This is a genomic window from Brucella tritici, from assembly GCF_902825325.1.
In the GTDB taxonomy this organism is placed as follows: Bacteria; Pseudomonadota; Alphaproteobacteria; order Rhizobiales; family Rhizobiaceae; genus Brucella.
In genome coordinates, this window is sequence record NZ_CADEAR010000021.1 from 1 (window position 1) to 20,340 (window position 20,340).

Here is a 20,340-nt window from a genome sequence, read left to right on the forward strand (position 1 = left end):
ATCTGGGGGCCGAACTTGGCGATCCAACGACGAACTGTCTCGTATGATACGTCGATTCCACGCTCAAGCAGCATTTCCTCAACTTCACGCAGACTAAGGTTGAACCGCAGATAAAGCCACACCGCATGAGCAATAAGCTGTGGCGGAAAACGGTGACGCTTGAAGATGATAACTGATGTCTGCATCGCCAAAATTTACGCCCAAACCGTCAGGCAGGCAACTGTAGCCCAGTTAACGTAACAACACCCCCTCGGGCTCTGGAAAGGGTGCCTGTGGCGCGTGCAGCCATGTTCGACCGGGCAACGCCTAACGTCTCGCATAGCGCCTTCATCGCAAAACGTCCTTCGGCAGCGAGATTGAGTGCAGCAGTCGTTTTTTTGGGCCGTTGGCGATTTCGAGGGCCTCCTTGAGAATTTCCCCTTCCATTGTCTTCTTGCCCAGCAGGCGCTGTAATTCCTTCACCTGAGCCTGAAGCGCCCGGTATTCCGAGGCAGGGACAACCTCCTCTTCGGCTGCGGTGGCAACCAAGGCACCCTGCGATGCAAGTTTGCGCCACGCGAACAACTGGTTAGGCGCAATGCCATGACGACGGGCGACCAGACTGACTGTCGCGTCCGCCTCGTAGGTTTCGTGGACGATCGCAAGCTTCTCCGCTGTACTCCAACGTCGACGCCGCTCAGGGCCGGAAAGAATTTCCATCTTAATGCTATTACCAGTCATAATGTGAACAGTAGTCCTATCACTTATTTAAGTGGCAGAAAATGTCCGGGCAATTAGGGGGCTATTCCAAATCTAACGCAGATGCGAGCCGAAGAAATTGCGACCGTCATGAAACTTTTTGGCCAGAACAGCGCTCCGATTTGTCGGCTCAGATGTTATCTTAGATGGCACTCTCGCAGGGAATTGCGATGCCCACACCTTTGGTCTTGCTCGTTGAAGATGGACCTTTACTGGTGTTCAGCTTGAGGGGTTTCTGCACGAACGAGGCTTTGATGTGTTATTGGCGACTGATGGACAATTGGCAACCCCAGAGATCGATGCCGACATATTCCGATTTTGTGCACTGGTTACCGATACTCGACATGGACGTCGCCCGGACGGGTGGCAATTGGCGTGGCGAGCCAGAGAACTTGCGACGATAATACTAGTCATTTATATCACGGAGGCTCGCGCAACCGAGCGGTCGTTACATTGCGTTCCCGGCAGAGCTATCATTGCAAAACCATTTGTTCACGCACAAGTTTATTCGGCGCTCAACTCAGTTTTCAAACATGCGTTGGGCGAACCGTGGCAAGCGTCTACAGTTCCTGTCGGATATACTGGTTCATTGAGCTTATTGGGCAAGCCGCCGTTCTAACGGCACTACAAACAATGATATAAGTCAGAAAGAAGGAAAAATGTTTCCGGAGCGTTTGGTCGAAGGTTATAAAGCTTTCCTGGATAAGCGATTCAGTAACGAGCACGAGCGTTACAAGGATTTGGCCGAGAAAGGTCAACATCCAGAAATCATGGTCATTGGATGCGTTGACTCTCGCGTGTCTCCGGAGGTCATCTTCGATGCAGCCCCCGGCGAATTGTTGGTCGCTCGAAACGTTGCCAACATCGTTCCTCCTTTTGAGCCTCACGGCGGAACGCAGCACGGCACAAGCGCGGCACTGGAGTTCGGCGTGCAAGCCTTGCACGTAAAACACATCGTGGTGCTCGGTCACGCACAATGCGGTGGTATTCGTGCTTTCGCTGACAAACAGGCGCCGCTGTCTCCTGGCGATTTTATTGGTCGATGGATGTCCCAAATCGCCCCAGCCGCTGACACGCTTGGCGAAAAGCATCATCATGACCACGGTGAGTATCTTCGCAGACTTGAATTCGCCTCGGTCGAACTGAGCTTGCGGAATCTGATGACTTTTCCATGGGTGAAAAGACGCGTGGACGAAGACAAACTGAAACTACATGGCGCATTTTTCGGCGTTGCCGAAGGTCGTTTGCTCGTCCGTGACATTGCGTCAGGAGCCTTCGAGCCGATTATCGGGACAATTAAATCGGCGTTTAACTGCACCGGTTAATAAGCGAGAATGGTTTATCTGGAAGATTAGGAAATGTCATAAAGTTCGAGGCGGAGGTTGCCCCGGTGTTCACCATGTTTCCTGGTTAATAGCCCGTTGAGTAGCCAATCAGTCAACGCACGGGATATAGATGAGCGATCGAACCCCTTGAATGCATAACGACCAATTGTGGCGCCTTGGTTAAAGTTGCAAGCACAAGAATGAAATGGAAAGCAGATCGGATGAGCGAGCGTAATGCAAAAACTATTGCCGCAGCACACGGCGTAGCGTCAGATACCAGTTTTGGCGCTGTGACGCCGCCGCTTTATCTCAGTAGCACTTTTGCATTTACGGGCTTTGATGCGCATCGAGGTTATGAGTATAGCCGCACGGCCAACCCCGGACGGGATTTGCTCGCAGATACAATCGCAAAGCTGGAGAAAGGGGCCGGAGCGATTGTTGTGAGTTCGGGAATGGCGGCTGTCAATCTGATTTTATCCACTGTTGCTCCTGGCGATCTCGTTGTTGCGCCCCATGATTGTTACGGGGGCACATACAGATTGCTTACTATGCTGCGCGATAAAGGCTATTTCAAACTGGAACTTGTCGACCAGTCAGATGCACAGGCTGTGGCATCGACGCTTTCGCATCGACCAAAGTTGCTGATCGTTGAAACTCCCTCCAACCCGTTGATGCGAGTTGTTGATGTTGCGGCAATCGCAGATCAGGCAAAGAAGGTCGGTGCAAGAGTAGCCGTCGATAATACCTTTCTGTCACCTGCCTTGCAGAATCCGATTTCTCTAGGTGCGGATTTTGTCATCCATTCCACGACCAAATATCTCAACGGACATTCAGACGTGGTTGGCGGGGCAGTTGTCTGCGCGACATTGGCCGATACGGAGCAGCTACGGTTCTGGGCAAATCTGACCGGCGTGACTGCGTCTCCCTTTGATGCCTATCTTACATTGCGAGGTATTCGTACCCTTTTCCCTCGCATTGAACATCAGGTGAGAAACGCTATGGCTATTGCCGCGTTTCTCGCCGGGCATCCGGCTGTCAAGGAAGTGTATTATCCAGGCCTGGAACAACATCCTGGACATGAAATAGCGACACGCCAGCAAAAGGGTTATGGCGCGATGCTCAGTTTTGAACTGCACGGTGGCTTAACACGTGTCCGGTCTTTCCTGGAAGCGGTTCAGATTTTTACGCTTGCTGAATCATTAGGCGGCGTTGAGAGCCTGGTTGCGCATCCAGCAACCATGACCCATGCGGGAATGGGACAAGAAGCGAGATTGGCTGCAGGTATCCGTGATAATCTTGTGCGGGTGTCAGTTGGTATTGAAGCAGAATCTGATCTAATCGCGGATTTGAAGCAGGCGTTAGCCATCAGCCTATCCGACTAACTCGCTGTCAAGTTCCTCGATCCTTCTTGATGAAGCTCGCGAACATTTGTCGGCGAGCGGATAGGTAATGCTCGCTTGCCGACCGTTCGGAATAATACCTCTTACGCCACAGTTCGCACGGTTTGCGTCGCGGTGGTGCTCCAAGCGCATACCGCAAGCTTCTTTCAATTCCTGCATTCATATCGAGGCAGGTGCTGTTGTTGTGGCACAAAATTGAGGGACTATGGCCTGACGCCTTAATAGCTATCGCCAGCTTCATAACGACAATATTGGTTCACACGATTTTGATGATAGTTCTGCCGTCGAGATTATTAATCGACGCAAATTTCTTGCGTGCCTCCGCTCAAGCATATAGATGCATATTAGATACATGATTTTATTATGTAACGCGCATTCCGGCGACCTTACCGTCGAAATGCGCAACAAGGCCGGAGAATGATCGGGCCGCCTGACATGCATTTGATACGGAGACACACATGTCGCAGACACTGAAGGAAAACACGGTTGCTATCGTCAAGGCTACCGTTCCCGCGCTTAACGCCCATGGACTTGATATTGTTCATGAGATGTATTCGCGCATGTTCCAGAACTCTGAGATCAGGGATTTGTTCAACCAGTCTCACCATGGCGACGCCTCATCGCAGCCCAGGGCGCTGGCGGGAGCCATTCTTGCATATGCCGGTAATATCGACAATCTGGGTGCGCTGGCTCCGGCAGTGGAGCGGATCGCACAAAAGCATGTCGGCCTTCAGATCCTGCCGGAACACTACCCGCATGTGGGCGAGGCGCTGCTGGGTGCGATCAAAGCTGTTTTAGGCGACGCTGCAACGGATGAAGTTCTGGAAGCCTGGGGAGAAGCTTATTGGTTCCTGGCGAACATATTGATGGCGCGGGAAAATCGTATCTATGACGAGCAGAAAGTCGCCGATGGCGGTTGGAATGGTTGGCGGGATTTTCGTATCGAAGAAATTATTCGTGAGAGCAGCACCATATCGTCGTTCGTTCTCCGCCCCGTGGATGGCGGGCCGGTCATGGAGCACAAGCCGGGCCAGTATCTGACTTTCTGGTTTGAAATCGACAATCAGGCGCCAATCAAGCGAAACTACTCCATTTCAAGTGCAACCAACGGCAAGACCTATCGCATCTCGGTCAAGAAGGAGCCGGGTGGTGCAGCCTCGAGCTGGCTTCACGATCAGGCAAGCGTTGGTACCGTCATCAAGGTGGCAGCGCCAGCAGGTGAATTCTTCCTCGCCGAACAGCCGACCCGCCCGGTTGTCCTGTTATCTGGCGGCGTGGGGCTTACGCCAATGGTCGCTATGCTCGAAACCATTGCCGATCAACATCCCGCACTTCCAACGCAATATATTCACGGGACACATAACCGTGAGACCCACGCGATGCGCGATCATGTACGTGCGCTTGCGGCTAAGGGCAGCGATATTCGTGTGAGCGATTTTCATCAGACGCCACTTGCCGGTGAAAATGCGGGCGATGACTACGATTACGCGGGACTGATAACCGATGAATGGCTCATCAACCACACGCCAGTGACAAACGCCGACTACTATATTTGTGGACCGCGACTGTTTATGCGTGCCGCCGTGTCAGCGCTCTCGCTTGCTGGTGTGCCTTCCGAGCGAATTCACTATGAATTTTTCGGACCTGCCGACGAACTCCTGGCAGCGTGAGGTCGCCCTCGAACGTTGTGCGACGACAAAGTATGGAACGGGTGAAAGCCCGTTCCCCGGACTATTCCACCAGGTCAAAGCCCAGCGGCGGCTTGCGTTCAGTTAATCGGCGCATGACTATCTTGTCCGTCAGCAGGTCTTCAACCGTATAGCTATCGAAGACACGAAGCATCGCTTCAACCCCCTGAGCGAGCACGCCTGTGAGGCCGCAAGCGGGTGAAAGTGCGCATTCCGGGCAATCTGCCAGTTGATGGAGCCCTTCTTCAGTATGTCGGACAACGGCGCCGACCGATATCATCTTCGCAGCACGCGCCAGACGCAGGCCTCCGCTTCGGCCGCGAACAGTTTCAATGAAACCGCCGCTCACAAGACCATTGACGACTTTCATCAAATGGTTGTGGGAAATCGAATATGCGTTTGCAATTTCTCCAATCGAGCACAGGCGATCCTCGTGAAGTGCCAGATGGATCAAGACGCGAAGCGAAAAGTCCGTATAAAGCGTCAAGCGCATATGGTTAATCCGTCATCCTGTAATTTCTACGGTGGCGAGAGAATCCGATACTATTCACCAGGAAAATGAATATGCGGAACCCTGGAAGCGTCAGTGCCAAAAGAGTCAAGCCGAACATGATTTCAATACATATCTCATAAAGCGGCAAGATAATTGGATTAATTGCCGACGAAGCAGTGATCTATCACAATCTGAACAGTGAAGGTGTTCCAAAATCCTTCTGCCGATCTCGTCCGGTGCCAACTTTAAATGGTTAAATGTCGCCCCTTATCCACTTTGGATACGGCACAGATAATAAACGGAAATAACGAAATCAATGAATTTGCAAGATTTGCGAAGGGTTGATTTTCAAGGCTTCTGGTCCAGATTCAATTATAAGCAGTCGCAAGCATAGGTGCCTTGAGGGAAAGCCATGTCAAAATTTGCCGTTGGAGATCATGTGGGCTGGAACTCAGAAGCCGGTCGCGTGAGTGGGCATATTATTAAGGTCCATGTGGCGGATTTCAATTTTAAAGGTCATCGTCATCGCGCGTCGGAAGATGATCCGCAATATGAGATCAGGAGCGATAAGACTGATCATATCGCCGCTCACAAGGGAAACGCTTTGTCGAGACTGGAAGAATGATCGCACAATATACGACCATTGGACACTCGAACCGCAGCCTTTGTGTATTTCTCGATATGTTGAGCGAGAGCGGCACCGAGATCCTTGTCGACGTGAGATCATTTCCGCGTTCACGCACAAATCCAGTGTATAATATTGGCAATCTTCCGGGAGAGCTGCAGAAAATTGGCATTGAGTATGTCCACTGCGCTGCGTTAGGTGGACGAAGATCCAAGCAAACCAATGTCGATGAACAAGTAAACGCGTTCTGGCGGGTGCAAAGCTTTCACAATTATGCCGATTATGCATTGGGAGAAGAGTTTGACTTGGCATTTAAGAAGTTAACTCACCTCGGCAACAATCGTCGTTTGACACTAATGTGTTCAGAAGCGGTGTGGTGGCGGTGTCATCGGCGTATTATTACTGACTATTTGCTTCTAAAAGGTCATGCCGTCGATCATTTAATGGCTCCTGGGCATTTGGAACATGCAGTGCCAACGATTGGCGCAACCAGGAATTCCCTGGGCAAGGTAATTTACTCTGGCACACCGTAATCCGATTTCTGATAGATGGCGGTCTGCAGTGTCTGTTCGGACACGCAACAAATAGTTGGCTCACGAAATTGATATTAAACATGAATAAATTGGGAATGTTTAATCCTGTGGTGAAACTCCGGCTTAAGAGCCTGTTCCAAAAAGGGTTGAGCGATTACAGTAGGTTATGATCCAATCGGATTGCTTACATTCGATGGAGATCACAATGGCCTGGACAGTAACCGCTCGCCGCCACTATGTACGTCGCAATTCGCGCTATGCAACTGATTTAACGGATGCGGAATGGTCAGTGATCGAACCGCTGATGCCTTCGCCCAGATACCTTGGTCGCCCTCGCAAAACGGATCTGCGTGAGGTGGTAAACGCGCTTCTTTATATCGCATCATCTGGCGGTGCGTGGCGGCTTCTGCCAACCGATTTCCCACCATTCTCGACGGTACAGAAATACTTCTACCGCTGGCGCGATGAAGGCTTGCTGCGTACCATCAACAACACGCTTGTGATGCTGGCGCGTGAGCAGGCTGACAGGCAGCCCAGTCCAACGGCTGGCGTCATCGACAGCCAGTCAGTTAGAACCACGGAAAGTGGCGGAATACGGGGCTTTGACGCGGGAAAGAAGATTAGCGGACGTAAGCGTCACATTGTCGTTGATACCTGAACCGCGCCGGGTTTGCCGGAGGCTCCAACTTCTGAGAAAGTGGAACCATCATGAGCAAGACAACGAACAAATTTTCACCTGAAGTCCGCGCCCGTGCGGTGCGGATGGTTTTGGATCACGAAGGCGAATATTCCTCGCGGTGGGCAGCGGTTTCCTCGATCGCCGCCAAGATCGGCTGCACGGCGCAGACGCTCAATGAATGGGTGAAGAGGGCCGAAGTGGACAGTGGTTCCCGGCCTGGGCTCCCAAGCGACGTCGCCGAGAAGATGAAGGCTCTGGAGCGGGAGAACCGGGAGCTTCGTCAGGCGAATGAGATATTGCGCAAGGCGTCTGCTTATTTCGCGATGGCGGAGCTCGACCGCCCATTGAAACGATGATTTCCTTCATCGACGAACACCGCTCGGTGTTCGGGGTCGAGCCAATCTGCAGGCTGCTGCCGATTGCCCCGTCAACCTATTACGAGAACGTCGCCAAGCGCCTTGACGTTGACCGCCTGTCGGTCCGCGCCCGCAGCGATATTGCCTTGGGGATTGAGATACGGCGTGTCTTCGAGGCGAACTTCCGCGTCTATGGCGTTCGGAAAGTGTGGCGGCAATTGAAGCGGGAGGGCTTTGACGTCGCCCGCTGCACTGTTGCCCGGCTTATGAGGTCGATGGGCCTGCAAGGTATCATCCGCGGCAAGCCGATCCGTACGACGTTCCCGGACAAGACGGCTCCGAGCCCGCTAGACCGCGTAAAGCGCCAGTTCAAAGCCGCTGCGCCGAACAGGCTCTGGGTTTCGGATTTCACCTATGTCGCCACCTGGCAGGGTTTCGTCTACGTGGCGTTCGTCATCGACGCCTCGCCCGCCGCATCGTCGGCTGGCGGGTGAGCCGGACGGCGCATGCCGGGTTCGTCCTCGATGCCCTGGAGCAGGCCCTTCATGAGCGGCGTCCCGTTCATGGCGGCGGCCTCGTCCATCACAGCGATCGCGGTGTCCAATACGTCTCGATCAAGTATTCGGAGCGACTGGCCGAGGCGGGAATCGAGCCTTCCGTCGGAAGCGTCGGCGACTCTTACGACAACGCCCTCGCCGAAACGATCAACGGTCTCTACAAGGCCGAGGTCATTCATCGGCGCGGACCATGGCGGAGCTTCGAAGCGGTTGAATTCGCTACTCTGGAATGGGTCGACTGGTTCAACCATCGACGGCTTCTGGAGCCGAACGGCAACATCCCGCCAGCCGAAGCCGAGGAGCAGTATTACGCCATGCTGGACGAACCAGCTATGGCTGCATAACTTAAACCAAACGGCCTCCGGCAAACCCGGTGCGGTTCAGCCCGTCAAAAAGCTGTAGTCACTGGAGCAAGCTCTGGCATCGGAAAAAGTGTCGCAATAGCTTTGGGCCAGGCGGGTGCCGATGTGATTGTGAACTACGTTGTTAGTGACGACGACGCGAGTGCAGTGGTCGATCAAATTCGTCAAGCAGGCAGCAAAGCCCTGGCACTAAAAGCAGACGTTTCGCTAGAAGCTGAAGTCGATGTCATGTTCGAACGCGCCATAAGTGAATTTGGCACTGTCGACATCCTCGTGGCCAATGCGGGCCTGCAATGCGACTCTAGTTTTACTCAAATGTCACTTGAGAAGTGGAATAAGGTCCTCGATGTCAATCTAACTGGACAATTTCTTTGCACCCGTGCTGCGACACGCGAGTTTTTTCGGCGTGGCATAATACCCTCCGTTTCCTGTGCAGCGGGTAAAATTATCTGCATGAGCTCAGTACATCAGGCAATACCGTGGGCGGGCCATGCGAATTACGCTACCTCGAAAGGTGGCGTCAAATTAATGATGGAAAGCATAGCGCAGGAACTGGCGCCGAAACATATCCGCGTTAACGCCATCGCGCCTGGCGCTATAAGGACGCAAATTAATTCATCAGCCTGGGAAACGGAAGAAGCTCTGAGAAGATTGCTCACACTGATCCCTTACGGGCGGATCGGCGAACCGGAGGACGTTGCGCGAGCTGCTGTTTGGCTCGCGTCGGACGAATCTGACTATGTCGTTGGGACCACGCTTTTCATCGACGGTGGAATGACGCTTTTTCCTGGATTTTCTACGAATGGTTGATAAAGATGGATACTAGAGACCGCTGCGCTGTTCGTTCTTGTGAAGGTTTTCGGAAATGACAAGCCGGACGCCGTATCTCCGTCCGCCCTTGCTTCCTCACAGACCGCGATCCAACCATTCGCTCAGGCCGGTCCGCCTTTAGGCTTTGTGAAGGCAACATCTCCCCCGACAGCCCTCCTCCCCCGACATCGGCTGACAGGCATCCTTTTATTGGGAAATGGCTCTATTTGATCGCTAAGGTAAACATGAGTGTCCTTCGAGGGGGCGATCACGGATTTCGCCCTACCGGTAGAAACTGATAGCACGTTTCAGCGCGTTGTTGTGGACCAGATCGTCGTTCTATTCTGGTCGGATATTCTAGAGGTTTGCTTCCGACATTTGCATCCCTCTGATATGAGCGCTGGCAAATGTCGGAAGCAAAAAGACCGCTAGTTCTGGTCCAGCACTCGCGACAGGCTGAGAGCTGCCAGCGTGCAGATTGCTCCGGATATAAGATATCCGCCGATGAAAATTATTCCGAGGCTGCTGGCGAGGCCGAGTGCCACGAGCGGGGCGAAAGCTGCACCCACAAGCCAGGCGAGGTCTGACGTCAGAGCCGCGCCGGTATAGCGATAATATTGTGTGAAACGGGAAGACACCGCGCCGGACGATTGACCGAATGTCAGCCCCAAAACACCAAAGCCTATCAGAATATAGGCGTCCTGCCCCGCGCTGCCCGCATCGAGAAGGAAAGGCGCGGAAAAGCTGAAGAGAGCGATAATTATTGCGCCGATCATCAATTCGTTACGTCGCCCGATGCGATCAGCAACAAATCCGGACAGGATGATACCGATCAGACCGACCGCAGCACCCGCCACCTGAACCCAGAGGAAGCGTTCAGCGGGCTGGGCGCCCGAGAGAACAACCCAGCTAAGCGGAAAGATCGTTACGAGGTGGAACATCGCAAAGCTTGCCAGCGGCACAAAGGCTCCCAGAACCACATCGATACTATGTTTACTCAGCATTTCAAAAACGGGTCGCGGCTGAAGTTCCTGCGCATCCATTGCTGCGCCGAACTCGCTGCTCGCAACGATGCGGAGGCGCGCAAACAGCGCGACGACGTTAATCGCGAAGGCCACAAAGAATGGATAGCGCCAACCCCATGCAAGAAAATCCGCTTCGCTGAGATTATGTACGAAATAGGCAAAAAGAATGCTTGCCAGTGCGAAGCCGATGGGCGCTCCCAATTGCGGGATCATCGCATACCAGCCACGCTTGCCCACGGGCGCACTCAAGCTCAGGAGAGAAGCCAGACCGTCCCATGCGCCGCCGAGCGCGAAGCCCTGGCCCAGTCTGAACAGGGCGAGCAAAAACACAGCCCAATATCCGATCGTCTCGAACCCCGGCAGAAAGGCGATAGAGGCTGTTGAGCCGCCCAGAATAACCAGAGCGAGCGTGAGTTTTGTTCCTCGCCCGTAATGGCGATCAATCCACATGAAGACGAACGAACCCACAGGTCGCGCAATGAATGCCAGTGAAAAAACCGCGAACGACATCAAGGTTGCCGTTACCGGATCAGGGGCGAACGGGAAAATCAGCTTGGGAAAAACCAGAATGGAACCAAGCCCATAGACGAAAAAATCGAAAAACTCGGATGTTCGCCCGATGACAACGCCGATGGCGACATTTCCCGGCGACAAAGGCTTTCCGTCGCTATGGATGCGTCGTGCGTCCTGTTCGAGACCTGATGATGTCGGTGTTGCGGACGAACTCATGAAACTCTCCGAGGGAAATGTATCATGTGCTTTATGATGTCGCACAACGACAAGTTATCAAGGAACAGGTCAAAAAAAAAGCAGATATAGTTGTTTCGTAGTCTGTTGGACTGAACAATTTTCATAAACTGAAAAATGGGTCTTCCCGAAATGCGATTGTGCCTTATCATGATGAAGGAACAGAATGTAGGTCGGGTTAGACATGAACGCATTCTTCAGTTTCACGCGAAAAGCGTTCCTAGCCGTGGTTCTTCTGCCGGGGCTGGCTGGCTGCAATATGGTCGTGATGTCGCCATCTGGAGACATTGCAGCGCAGCAGAGAGACCTTATCGTCGTATCGACGATCCTGATGCTGATCATTATCGTGCCGGTTATCTTCCTGACGCTTTTCTTCGCGTGGCGGTACAGGCAGTCGAACAACGCCGCCAGATATGATCCAGAATGGCATCATTCGACAGCGCTGGAAGTGGTCATATGGACCGCTCCTCTGATGATTATCATCGCATTGGGCGCGATCACCTGGGTGAACACGCATAAACTCGACCCTTACCGGGCATTGGATCGCATTGATGGCACGCGGCCGGTCGAGGCCGGAACCAAACCCCTGACGGTCGAAGTTGTCGCGCTCGACTGGAAATGGCTGTTCTTTTATCCGGATTACGGTATCGCCACTGTCAACGAGATGGCGGCGCCGGTTGATACGCCCATCGACTTCAAGATCACGGCCTCGTCGGTTATGAATTCCTTCTATATTCCGGCACTTGCAGGCATGATCTATGCCATGCCGGGAATGCAGACGCGGCTTCATGCGGTCATCAACAAGGCCGGTGAATATGAAGGATTTTCATCCAACTATAGCGGCGAAGGCTTTTCGCATATGCGCTTCCAGTTTCACGGGCTTGACGCCTCGGGTTTCGACAACTGGATAAGCCAGGTGAAGCAAAATGGAACCGCCCTGAACAGGGATACTTATCTGAAGCTCGAAAAGCCGAGCATCAGGGAGCCGGTTCGTTACTTCGGTGCCGTTGAAAGCGGACTTTTCGAAGCCGTGCTCAATATGTGTGTTCGCCCCGGCCAGATGTGCATGAGTGAAATGATGCACATCGACAGGATGGGCGGCGCGGGCCTTGATAGTCGCGAAAACAAGGCCCGGCTACAGCATGATAATCGTCATAGCGCCGATGCCGCGCAGTCCAGCGCAACTGATATTCAAGCTGTACCCGACGCGCAAAGGGAGCAGGGTCATGACATGCACAATATGCCCTGAAGCACCTTTGTGCCGATGGCGTGGAGCAGGGTTAGCGGCAGTTCTGCGGCCAGGATAAGCCGTAGGGCAAGACCAAAAGATTGAAGAATCTGCAATCGGATAACAGTAACTTCGGGAATGTTCTATCATGATTGGCGGTGACAGTTCCACGAGTATGATCTTCGGGCGCCTCTCCCTGGAAGCGATACCCTATCACGAACCAATCCTCCTGGTGACCTTCATAGTGGTCGCAATTGGGGGTATCGCGGTTGTGGGGTCGATTACCTATTTCAGGCTTTGGGGGTATCTGTGGAACGAATGGTTCACCAGTGTGGACCACAAGAAGATCGGCATCATGTATGTCATTCTCGCATTGATCATGCTTCTGCGTGGTTTTGCCGACGCCATCATGATGCGCATCCAGCAGGCAATAGCGTTCAACGGGTATGAAGGCTATCTGCCGCCGCACCATTACGACCAGATATTCACCGCGCATGGCGTTATCATGATTTTTTTCATGGCCATGCCCTTCGTGACGGGCTTGATGAACTATGTTGTCCCGCTGCAGATAGGTGCGCGGGACGTTTCGTTCCCGTTTCTCAATAATTTCTCGTTCTGGATGACAACCGGCGGCGCCATCATCATCATGATGTCGCTTTTTGTAGGAGAGTTCGCCCGCACTGGCTGGTTAGCCTATCCCCCCTTGTCTGGCATTGACTACAGTCCCGACGTTGGGGTCGATTATTATATATGGGGCCTGCAGGTCGCGGGCGTGGGCACGACGCTTTCTGGTATCAATTTGATAGCCACCATCGTCAAGATGCGAGCTCCGGGCATGTCCTTCATGAAAATGCCGGTCTTCACCTGGACCTCGCTTTGCACCAACGTGCTCATTGTGGCGACATTCCCCATCCTAACTGCAACGCTCGCCCTTCTGTCGCTGGATCGTTATGTGGGAACGAATTTCTTCACCAACGATCTTGGTGGCAATCCGATGATGTATATCAACCTCATCTGGATATGGGGTCACCCGGAAGTCTACATTCTTGTATTGCCGGCTTTCGGCATTTTTTCCGAAGTGGTCGCAACCTTCTGCGGCAAGCGCCTGTTTGGCTATGCGTCGATGGTCTACGCAACCTGCGTCATCATGATCCTGTCCTATATTGTGTGGCTCCACCACTTCTTCACAATGGGGTCTGGCGCTTCGGTCAATGCGTTCTTCGGTATCACGACGATGATCATCTCCATCCCCACCGGGGCGAAGATGTTCAACTGGCTCTTCACAATGTATCGCGGACGTATCCGCTATGAAGTGCCCATGTTATGGACGATCGGCTTCATGGTGACATTCGTGATCGGCGGTATGACGGGTGTGATGCTTGCAATTCCACCGGCCGATTTCGTACTGCACAATTCGCTCTTTCTCATCGCCCATTTTCATAACGTGATTATCGGTGGTGTTGTCTTCGGCCTGATGGCAGGACTCGTTTACTGGTGGCCGAAGGCATTCGGTTATAAGCTTGATCCTTTCTGGGGAAAGATGAGCTTCTGGTTCTGGCAGATCGGCTTCATCTTCGCCTTCATGCCGCTGTATGTTCTTGGGCTGAAAGGGGTTACCCGGCGGCTGAGCCAGTTTGAAGATCCTTCCTTGCAGATATGGTTTGTCATTGCGGCATTCGGCGCTGTCTTGATTGCGCTCGGAATCGCCTCCTTTCTCGTCCAGCTCGTCGTGAGCTATTTGAAGCGGGAGCAATTGCGTGACCTTACCGGCGATCCATGGGGCGGCCGTACGCTTGAATGGTCGACGTCCTCGCCTCCGCCGGAGTACAACTTCGCCTTTACGCCCGTGGTTCACGATCTCGACAGCTGGTATGATATGAAAAACCGCGGCCATGAACGACCGCTGACCGGCTTCCGCCCCATTCATATGCCGCGCAATACAGGCGCCGGTGTCATACTGGCCGCACTGAGCGTCGTCCTTGCCTTTGCCCTCATATGGTACATCTGGTGGCTGGCGATCCTGTCCTTTGCCGCTTTGCTGATCGCTGCAATAGGGCACACATTCAACTATCAACGTGACTTCTATATCCCCGCTGAAACAGTTGCGGCGACAGAAGACGCCCGTTCAAAACTTCTCGCTGGATAGGCCCGATGACAGAGATACATCTAGATCAAGCCGAGAAGCCGCAGTTTTATCTGGCGGAAGACCATCATCCGGAAAACAGCACGACGCTGGGCTTCTGGCTCTATCTGATGAGTGACTGCCTGATATTTGCTGTCCTGTTTGCCACCTATGGCGTGCTCGGTCGCAACTATGCGGCAGGACCTTCACCGGCAGATTTATTTGATCTCAATCTGGTTGCAATCAATACGGCAATGCTGCTTCTGTCGTCGATTACATATGGGTTCGCCATGCTGCAGATGCAGCGAGATGAGAAAACTGCAACATTGTTCTGGCTGGCCATTACCGGCATTTTCGGCGCAGCGTTTCTGGCAATCGAGATTTACGAATTCAGTCATCTCATTCATGAAGGCGCAGGACCTGGCCGTTCGGCATTCCTGTCCTCCTTCTTCACCCTCGTCGGCACGCACGGGCTGCACGTTACTTTTGGTATCGTCTGGTTGATTACGCTTATGTTGCAGGTCATGCGCCATGGGCTGATTGTCGAAAATCGCCGACGCCTGATGTGCCTTTCGATGTTTTGGCATTTTCTGGATGTTATCTGGATTGGCGTGTTCTCCTTCGTATATTTATTGGGAGTCCTCGGATGAGCGTAAATAGCCCACACCACGGAACCCAGCCCAGCCACCATCAAGACCCGCATGGATCAGGGGCAGGCGAAGTCCACGCGACTTTCAGCGGCTACATGACAGGCTTTGTCCTGTCGGTCATTCTCACAGCCATTCCGTTTTGGCTTGTCATGGGAGATGTGCTTGCCAGCAGGCAGCTAACCGCAATGCTTGTCATGGGCATAGGGGCTGTCCAGATCGTGGTGCATATGATCTATTTTCTACATATGAGCCCGACGTCGGAGGGGGGCTGGACGCTGATGGCGCTGATATTTACGCTCATCATTGTCGGCATCGCTCTGGCAGGCTCACTTTGGGTCATGCATCATCTCAACGAGAATATGATGCCCGTTACCCATGAAATGATGAAGAACATGCCCTAAACGGCGCTGTCTCGCTAAGTTGCCGCGTCTAGAATGGCCCGCAGCTTTCCATGGGTCGAAATGCCCCGCTCGTATATACGAGGCGAGCGCCTTCTTCAGGTCAGGCCAGAACGCCTCGAAATCGACAATCGCCCAGTACGCCTTGAGCTGATCGCCAAGGGCGCTCAGACGCTTCAACTGATCATCATGTAAAAGCGACCGCATCAATGTTTGCGGGACGGCAACGGTTGGGGGCGCTAAAGTTTATGTAGAACAAGCTGCCGGCACCTATATGCCGGGCAAATGCTACACTATGACAAAGCTAGCAGTGGGTGTCGGCCGCGAAGGGTTTGGCTGGTATGGCACCGAACGGATCACCGCCAAGCGCGAATGGCCCGACTGGCGTCCACCTGCATCAATGCGGGAACACAGGCCCGACCTGCCCGCTCATATGGCTGGCGGTCCCGATAATCCGCTTGGTGCAAGAGCGCTTTATCGCATCCATGGCTCCAATAAGCCGGAAACCATAGGGACTGCCGCGTCGTCCGGTTGCTTTCGCATAACCAATAGTGATGTGATTGATCTTTACAAGCGCGCCCGGGTTGGCGGTAAAGTGAGAGTTTTCTGACAGAAGCCGACAGATTTCATGAAACTGTCCTCGGGAAGCTAAGGTATTTTCCTAGACACCGGACCCAACAATTGATCTTCCTATTCAACTTGATCGTGATTCACCTCCTTGTAGAGGAGGCGTTGATATGCATGATTTCTTTTGGTTCTCCGATGGGTACCGGATTCGCATCGAGCCTTTGCTACCAACGACGTGCACGGCAAGCCGCGTGTAGATTTACGCTTGGGCTAGTGTACGGATTAACTGTCTACGAAAACAAGATGGCCGGTGAGAAATGAATGTCTCACCGGCCACAACTTTGCTCAATAGGGCTTAGAACTTTACGCTAAGCTTGGCCTTACCCGAGTTCTGATTAAAGCTCGAACCATATTGGCCGGAATATTCAAGACCCAGCGTCGTCTGATTGCCCAGATCAATATCAAGGCCAGCCTTGATAATCGCGGTGTCCTTCGCAATTGGTGCACCGGCCAATTCAAATACCGTTCCGGCATCGAACGAGGCTGCTGTCGTCGGAATGGTATCGCCATAGGCGTGTTGCCAGCCAGCCGTACCGTTAAGCCTTGCATTCATACTGCCGAATACGACTGGAGCAGAAGCCCGAAGACCAATTGTGGTAAACGTGGTTGTCGCCGTTTCTTTTCCAATCCGGAGCGCGGCATTCCCGCCATGTTCATCGAACCGCCCAGTTTGCAGGCGCACCACCGCAACATGTGCAAATGGCTCAATCGCCGTTCCGTTCACATCAAAACGATGCGAGAGTTCGCCGAATGCCTGAAAGGTGTCTGCGCTGTAATCGGCATCAAGACTTTCTGAAAAGCCCGGGAAAGCGACAAGGCGATCAGTTTCGATCTTGTGCCAGCTATAGGCAAGACCTGCCTTGAGCGCAGTCGCGCTCCACTGGGTGCCCCCATAGATACCCAAATGATAGTTGTCACTGTGGCCAGACGAGTTGCGATCATTCACATCGAAACTGGTGCGGCTATAGCCCGCGAGAGCGCCCAGCCTCCAATTCTCGACGACTTCCGCGTCATAGCCTGCAACAAAGCCGCCCGTTGATTGCTTCAGCTTGCCAGCATTTCCATCCGCGCCGGTTTCACTCCACTGGCCAAGTGCCTGTCCCCAGATCGCGGCGCGCGGTGCCGAAACCTGCGATGAAGCCATGTCTGTTGCGACGGATGATGAGGCAGCACTCTGCCCACTACCGCCAAACGCCGCGTCAACGCGTTCCATGACGGCATTGCGAATGATCGAGCTGTCATTGATGATCGCAGTTCGCATCGATGCATGAACTTCACCTGAGAGTGCATTGAATGCGCGACGCGCATTGTCTTCGTTGTCCTGCATGACGACCGTGTCGTAAACAGCATTGCCAGCACCAAGCGCTTCGACAGCGACAGCTACCGACTTCTGATTGCCTGTCTTTGCCGTAGCAGCGAAGTCGATGTCGTTGCGTGCGATGTTGAGGTAGACTGCGTTGGGATCATAGGCCAGGCCAAGATCGACGAAAGGCATGTTCTGGCTCAAATCGCCAAACGTACCCACGATGCCGCCTTCAGCACTTAAAATGGTGTAGCTCTTGCCGGGCATATAGGTGCCGGCGGCTTTTTCTATATAGACCTTCGCGCCACCAAGCGTCGCCGTTCCACTCACATCGATGCGATCGCTTTTACCGGAAGCATCAATTTCCGCAACGTAAGTGGCTCCCGCATCAAAGGCCAGATTGCCATCGACCTTCAGCGTGCCGATAGAATTGCCCGGTGCGATGATACTGCCAGCGCCGGCATAAAGGCCTCCGACTGAACCTGCGCCAGCCAGATATGCGCCGTTTTCAACGCTGGCTGTGCCGACAAGGAATGCACCTGAATGGGATGCATCGCCAATGACCAGCCCACCTTCTTTCACAGTCGTGCCGCCTGTATAGGTGTTGGCACCATTCAGGACCAGAACACCAGTGCCGGACTTCGTGAGACTGCCAGTACCATCAATATTGCCGTCGAAACGGGTATTGGCGGACTGGTCTACGGTCAGAGCTGCCGAGCCGAGGCTCAATGTCCCGCCCTCGCCCATCAGCGACGACATGCTCACATTGAAATTGTTGAGATCGAGCTTGCCACCATTCACCGAGAAGGCCGTATTGTCGACGAATGCCCCGTCCACGCCAGCCTGAAGCACTCCGCCTTCCACCAAGGTTCCGCCCGTGTAGCTGTTTGCCTGGCCCAGAACGAGCGTACCGGCTCCGCGCTTGAGCAGCGCCCCCTCTCCTGTGGCTTGCTGCAGCAGCGTCACGCGGTTGTCTGCATCCGCGATGTCGATCCATCCAAGTCCCTCAAGGGACACGGTGCGATCCAGCGTTTTCATGTCGCTGCCCGTTATACGCAGACCGCCATCAATGAGACGCAGCCGAGCATCGGCATTGCCAAGAGCCGCATCTTCGCTGACGAGGATCGTCCCGCCGTCGGTGACAGCCGTTTCACCGATAAAGGAATGATCGTCGATACAATAGTCCTTGATGGCCTGCTGGAAGCGCGCATCCGTGCTGTCGCAGTTCAGCAATGTCTTCTTTTCGTCAAGCGTCAGATCGGTCAGAATCGGTTTGCCATTGGCATCCGAAATCTGGCCCAGATAGAGATCCCTGCGTTGATTGTTTCGGGTTAGAACAAATTCCTTGTTCTTTTCCGCGAAGCCGTAAGCATTGGCGCCCCAAACGAGACGCGTTTTGCTCGTTTCATTTTCCGAGTAAGTCTGGAGCTGCGGGCCAACCCATCGAAAATCATGCGCAACGGGTTCATGGTCGGAGATCGCTTCCGGCTGACGGCCCGGCCGAGTGACTTTTACGTCCTTGATCACTCCGGTGTAGGGATCATTGGGATCATCCACAATCTCATACCATTTTCCGAATGGCCGCGAGACGAGGAAATGATCGATCTTGGCACGGTCCCAGCTCGCCCAGGTATTGGTTGCGTCCTCGCCTGCCGACGGCCATGTGGTGCTGCCATCGTTGAGATCATGCGGCCTGAAGTCTTCGCGGACCGCATCCGTCTGGAGCAGCATGTACTGCTTCTTGAGCACATTCATCGTAACCGGCGTGTTGTTGGCAACCGCATAGGTTTCGTCTTGCAGCCCGACATTCTTCCCGGCCTTGTAGGCGGCGGAAAGAGCGTCGCCCCATTGCTTCCACGACAGGGTGTCGATGTCCTGTCCGACATATGCTTCCTGAATGACCGAACGCATCGTCTGCTGATCGGCGTTGAGAACATATTGCCGCGTCAGATCGCGATAAAAGGTGTTGCCGTCAGATTGCTGCATCAGTCTGATCTGCGCATCGATGTGATGAAGGCCGCGCTCGGAAACATCCCCCGCATTGAAGTCGCCCATGACCATGATCGGCTGGGTGGCTCCTTTTGCCCATGTGTTGAGGGCTTGGGCTTCATTCACGCGACCGGTCGATCCATCTGCATAATCGAGATGAACCGTGCCGATGAGTGTCTGCGGACGGGAGCCCTGGGCGTCCAGCTGAGTATAGCTGACATAGCGACCTTGCGTATTTCCGCCCAGATTGATCGTGCCGAATTTGCCCGGCAAACGGGAAATGATACCCACATCGCCGACCTGCACATTACCGTAAGTGCCGCGACCCGCAGTTTGAAGGAAATCCGGTATGCGCGTAACATAGGTACTACCGTTGACTTCCTGCATCCCGAGCACGTCGAAATTGGCTGCTGCCATAAAGTCCGCTGTCAATTCCGGGTTCTGTTTGAACTTGTTCCAGATGTTGATCGTCATGACGCGAATGTCATAGCTATCGGCTGCGCGCGCCGGAGCGGCAGCAATTCCTGCGACTGCGACACCGCATAAAAGCTGCGCAGTCAGAGCCAAAAGTTTTCCGTTGCGTTTGGTCGTCCCCGTTACCATCCCTCGGTCCTTTTCCTGGAAGATGCTTCCATTTCATCAATGTGACAGCCGGATTGATCATCCAACTTCAATCGATGCTGAA

13 protein-coding genes, 6 pseudogenes and 1 other annotated feature are annotated in these 20,340 nt (G+C 53.6%); of the genes and pseudogenes, 14 read left to right on the forward strand and 5 right to left on the reverse strand.

The genetic code is table 11. The features are described from left to right. Positions 1-185 (reverse strand): annotated as a pseudogene (locus HWX93_RS20000) (IS6 family transposase); the annotation flags it as partial. Positions 186-247: 62 nt separating this feature from the next. Continuing rightward, positions 248-720 (reverse strand): annotated as a pseudogene (locus tag HWX93_RS20005) (transposase); the annotation flags it as partial. A 677-nt stretch (positions 721-1,397) separates the two neighbouring features. Between HWX93_RS20005 and HWX93_RS20010 the strand changes: the two are divergent. The 3 genes from HWX93_RS20010 (at position 1,398) to hmpA (ending at position 5,133) form a co-directional block, all read left to right on the forward strand. Continuing rightward, positions 1,398-2,063 (forward strand): carbonic anhydrase, encoded by a 666-nt coding sequence (locus HWX93_RS20010; protein WP_151558799.1) that lies wholly within the window; start codon positions 1,398-1,400, stop codon positions 2,061-2,063. Positions 2,064-2,284: 221 nt separating this feature from the next. Next, complete coding sequence (gene metB / locus HWX93_RS20015) at positions 2,285-3,445, forward strand: cystathionine gamma-synthase (protein ID WP_151558797.1); 1,161 nt, start codon at positions 2,285-2,287, stop codon at positions 3,443-3,445. A 476-nt stretch (positions 3,446-3,921) separates the two neighbouring features. Then, on the forward strand, positions 3,922-5,133 hold the full coding sequence (gene hmpA, locus HWX93_RS20020) for an NO-inducible flavohemoprotein (protein WP_151558785.1): 1,212 nt from the start codon (positions 3,922-3,924) through the stop codon (positions 5,131-5,133). Positions 5,134-5,194: 61 nt separating this feature from the next. On the opposite strand, the gene HWX93_RS20025 is transcribed toward hmpA, so the two are convergent. Then, positions 5,195-5,644, reverse strand: a complete 450-nt coding sequence (locus tag HWX93_RS20025; RefSeq protein ID WP_151558783.1) for an Rrf2 family transcriptional regulator — start codon at positions 5,642-5,644, stop codon at positions 5,195-5,197. 412 nt (positions 5,645-6,056) lie between these two features. On the opposite strand from HWX93_RS20025, the gene HWX93_RS20030 reads away from it, so the two are divergent. From HWX93_RS20030 to HWX93_RS20050, 5 genes and pseudogenes are all read left to right on the forward strand, one after another. After that, positions 6,057-6,269, forward strand: a complete 213-nt coding sequence (locus HWX93_RS20030; RefSeq protein WP_176038484.1) for a DUF2945 domain-containing protein — start codon at positions 6,057-6,059, stop codon at positions 6,267-6,269. Continuing rightward, positions 6,266-6,802: a DUF488 family protein gene (locus HWX93_RS20035; RefSeq protein ID WP_176038485.1), complete on the forward strand. Its 537-nt coding sequence runs from the start codon at positions 6,266-6,268 to the stop codon at positions 6,800-6,802. Before HWX93_RS20030 ends, HWX93_RS20035 begins: the two co-directional genes overlap by 4 nt. A gap of 205 nt (positions 6,803-7,007) precedes the next feature. After that, positions 7,008-7,457, forward strand: a pseudogene (locus HWX93_RS20040) (IS5 family transposase); the annotation flags it as partial. A gap of 53 nt (positions 7,458-7,510) precedes the next feature. After that, positions 7,511-8,738 (forward strand): annotated as a pseudogene (locus HWX93_RS20045) (IS3 family transposase). Further along, positions 7,792-7,908, forward strand: a sequence feature (AL1L pseudoknot). It overlaps the preceding pseudogene by 117 nt. Positions 8,739-8,795: 57 nt before the next feature. Beyond that, a pseudogene (locus HWX93_RS20050) lies at positions 8,796-9,566 on the forward strand (SDR family oxidoreductase); the annotation flags it as partial. 428 nt (positions 9,567-9,994) lie between these two features. Here the strand turns inward: HWX93_RS20050 and HWX93_RS20055 are convergent. Then, positions 9,995-11,320, reverse strand: coding sequence for an MFS transporter (locus HWX93_RS20055; protein WP_061345703.1), 1,326 nt, complete (start codon positions 11,318-11,320; stop codon positions 9,995-9,997). Positions 11,321-11,522: 202 nt separating this feature from the next. Here HWX93_RS20055 and cyoA point away from each other — a divergent pair, with 202 nt between their 5' ends. The 6 genes and pseudogenes from cyoA to HWX93_RS20085 all read left to right on the forward strand — a co-directional run. Then, entirely contained in the window at positions 11,523-12,587 is a 1,065-nt protein-coding gene (gene cyoA / locus HWX93_RS20060; protein ID WP_176038486.1) for a ubiquinol oxidase subunit II, read from the forward strand. A gap of 127 nt (positions 12,588-12,714) precedes the next feature. Continuing rightward, complete coding sequence (cyoB, locus tag HWX93_RS20065; RefSeq protein ID WP_176038487.1) at positions 12,715-14,712, forward strand: cytochrome o ubiquinol oxidase subunit I; 1,998 nt, start codon at positions 12,715-12,717, stop codon at positions 14,710-14,712. A 5-nt stretch (positions 14,713-14,717) separates the two neighbouring features. Further along, positions 14,718-15,338, forward strand: coding sequence for a cytochrome o ubiquinol oxidase subunit III (gene cyoC, locus HWX93_RS20070; RefSeq protein ID WP_176038488.1), 621 nt, complete (start codon positions 14,718-14,720; stop codon positions 15,336-15,338). Further along, positions 15,335-15,739, forward strand: coding sequence for a cytochrome o ubiquinol oxidase subunit IV (cyoD, locus tag HWX93_RS20075; RefSeq protein ID WP_151648956.1), 405 nt, complete (start codon positions 15,335-15,337; stop codon positions 15,737-15,739). The genes cyoC and cyoD overlap by 4 nt, the downstream gene beginning before the upstream one ends. Before the next feature lie 33 nt (positions 15,740-15,772). Next, positions 15,773-15,931, forward strand: coding sequence for a hypothetical protein (locus HWX93_RS20080; protein ID WP_176038489.1), 159 nt, complete (start codon positions 15,773-15,775; stop codon positions 15,929-15,931). Positions 15,932-16,046: 115 nt separating this feature from the next. Next, positions 16,047-16,346, forward strand: a pseudogene (locus HWX93_RS20085) (L,D-transpeptidase); the annotation flags it as partial. A 312-nt stretch (positions 16,347-16,658) separates the two neighbouring features. Here the strand turns inward: HWX93_RS20085 and HWX93_RS20090 are convergent. Further along, entirely contained in the window at positions 16,659-20,258 is a 3,600-nt protein-coding gene (locus HWX93_RS20090) for an autotransporter domain-containing protein (RefSeq protein ID WP_176038491.1), read from the reverse strand. Between the last annotated feature and the right edge of the window lie 82 nt (positions 20,259-20,340).

Bases quoted from the DNA above. Each gene is read 5' to 3' on its own strand.
- hmpA (WP_151558785.1), top strand. From the start codon at position 3,922: ATGTCGCAGACACTGAAGGAAAACACGGTTGCTATCGTCAAGGCTACC.
- cyoA (WP_176038486.1), top strand. From the start codon at position 11,523: ATGAACGCATTCTTCAGTTTCACGCGAAAAGCGTTCCTAGCCGTGGTT.
- cyoD (WP_151648956.1), top strand. From the start codon at position 15,335: ATGAGCGTAAATAGCCCACACCACGGAACCCAGCCCAGCCACCATCAA.
- cyoB (WP_176038487.1), top strand. From the start codon at position 12,715: ATGATTGGCGGTGACAGTTCCACGAGTATGATCTTCGGGCGCCTCTCC.
- HWX93_RS20090 (WP_176038491.1), bottom strand. From the start codon at position 20,258: ATGGTAACGGGGACGACCAAACGCAACGGAAAACTTTTGGCTCTGACT.
- HWX93_RS20025 (WP_151558783.1), bottom strand. From the start codon at position 5,644: ATGCGCTTGACGCTTTATACGGACTTTTCGCTTCGCGTCTTGATCCAT.
- HWX93_RS20080 (WP_176038489.1), top strand. From the start codon at position 15,773: ATGGCCCGCAGCTTTCCATGGGTCGAAATGCCCCGCTCGTATATACGA.
- cyoC (WP_176038488.1), top strand. From the start codon at position 14,718: ATGACAGAGATACATCTAGATCAAGCCGAGAAGCCGCAGTTTTATCTG.
- HWX93_RS20035 (WP_176038485.1), top strand. From the start codon at position 6,266: ATGATCGCACAATATACGACCATTGGACACTCGAACCGCAGCCTTTGT.
- HWX93_RS20030 (WP_176038484.1), top strand. From the start codon at position 6,057: ATGTCAAAATTTGCCGTTGGAGATCATGTGGGCTGGAACTCAGAAGCC.
- HWX93_RS20010 (WP_151558799.1), top strand. From the start codon at position 1,398: ATGTTTCCGGAGCGTTTGGTCGAAGGTTATAAAGCTTTCCTGGATAAG.
- HWX93_RS20055 (WP_061345703.1), bottom strand. From the start codon at position 11,320: ATGAGTTCGTCCGCAACACCGACATCATCAGGTCTCGAACAGGACGCA.
- metB (WP_151558797.1), top strand. From the start codon at position 2,285: ATGAGCGAGCGTAATGCAAAAACTATTGCCGCAGCACACGGCGTAGCG.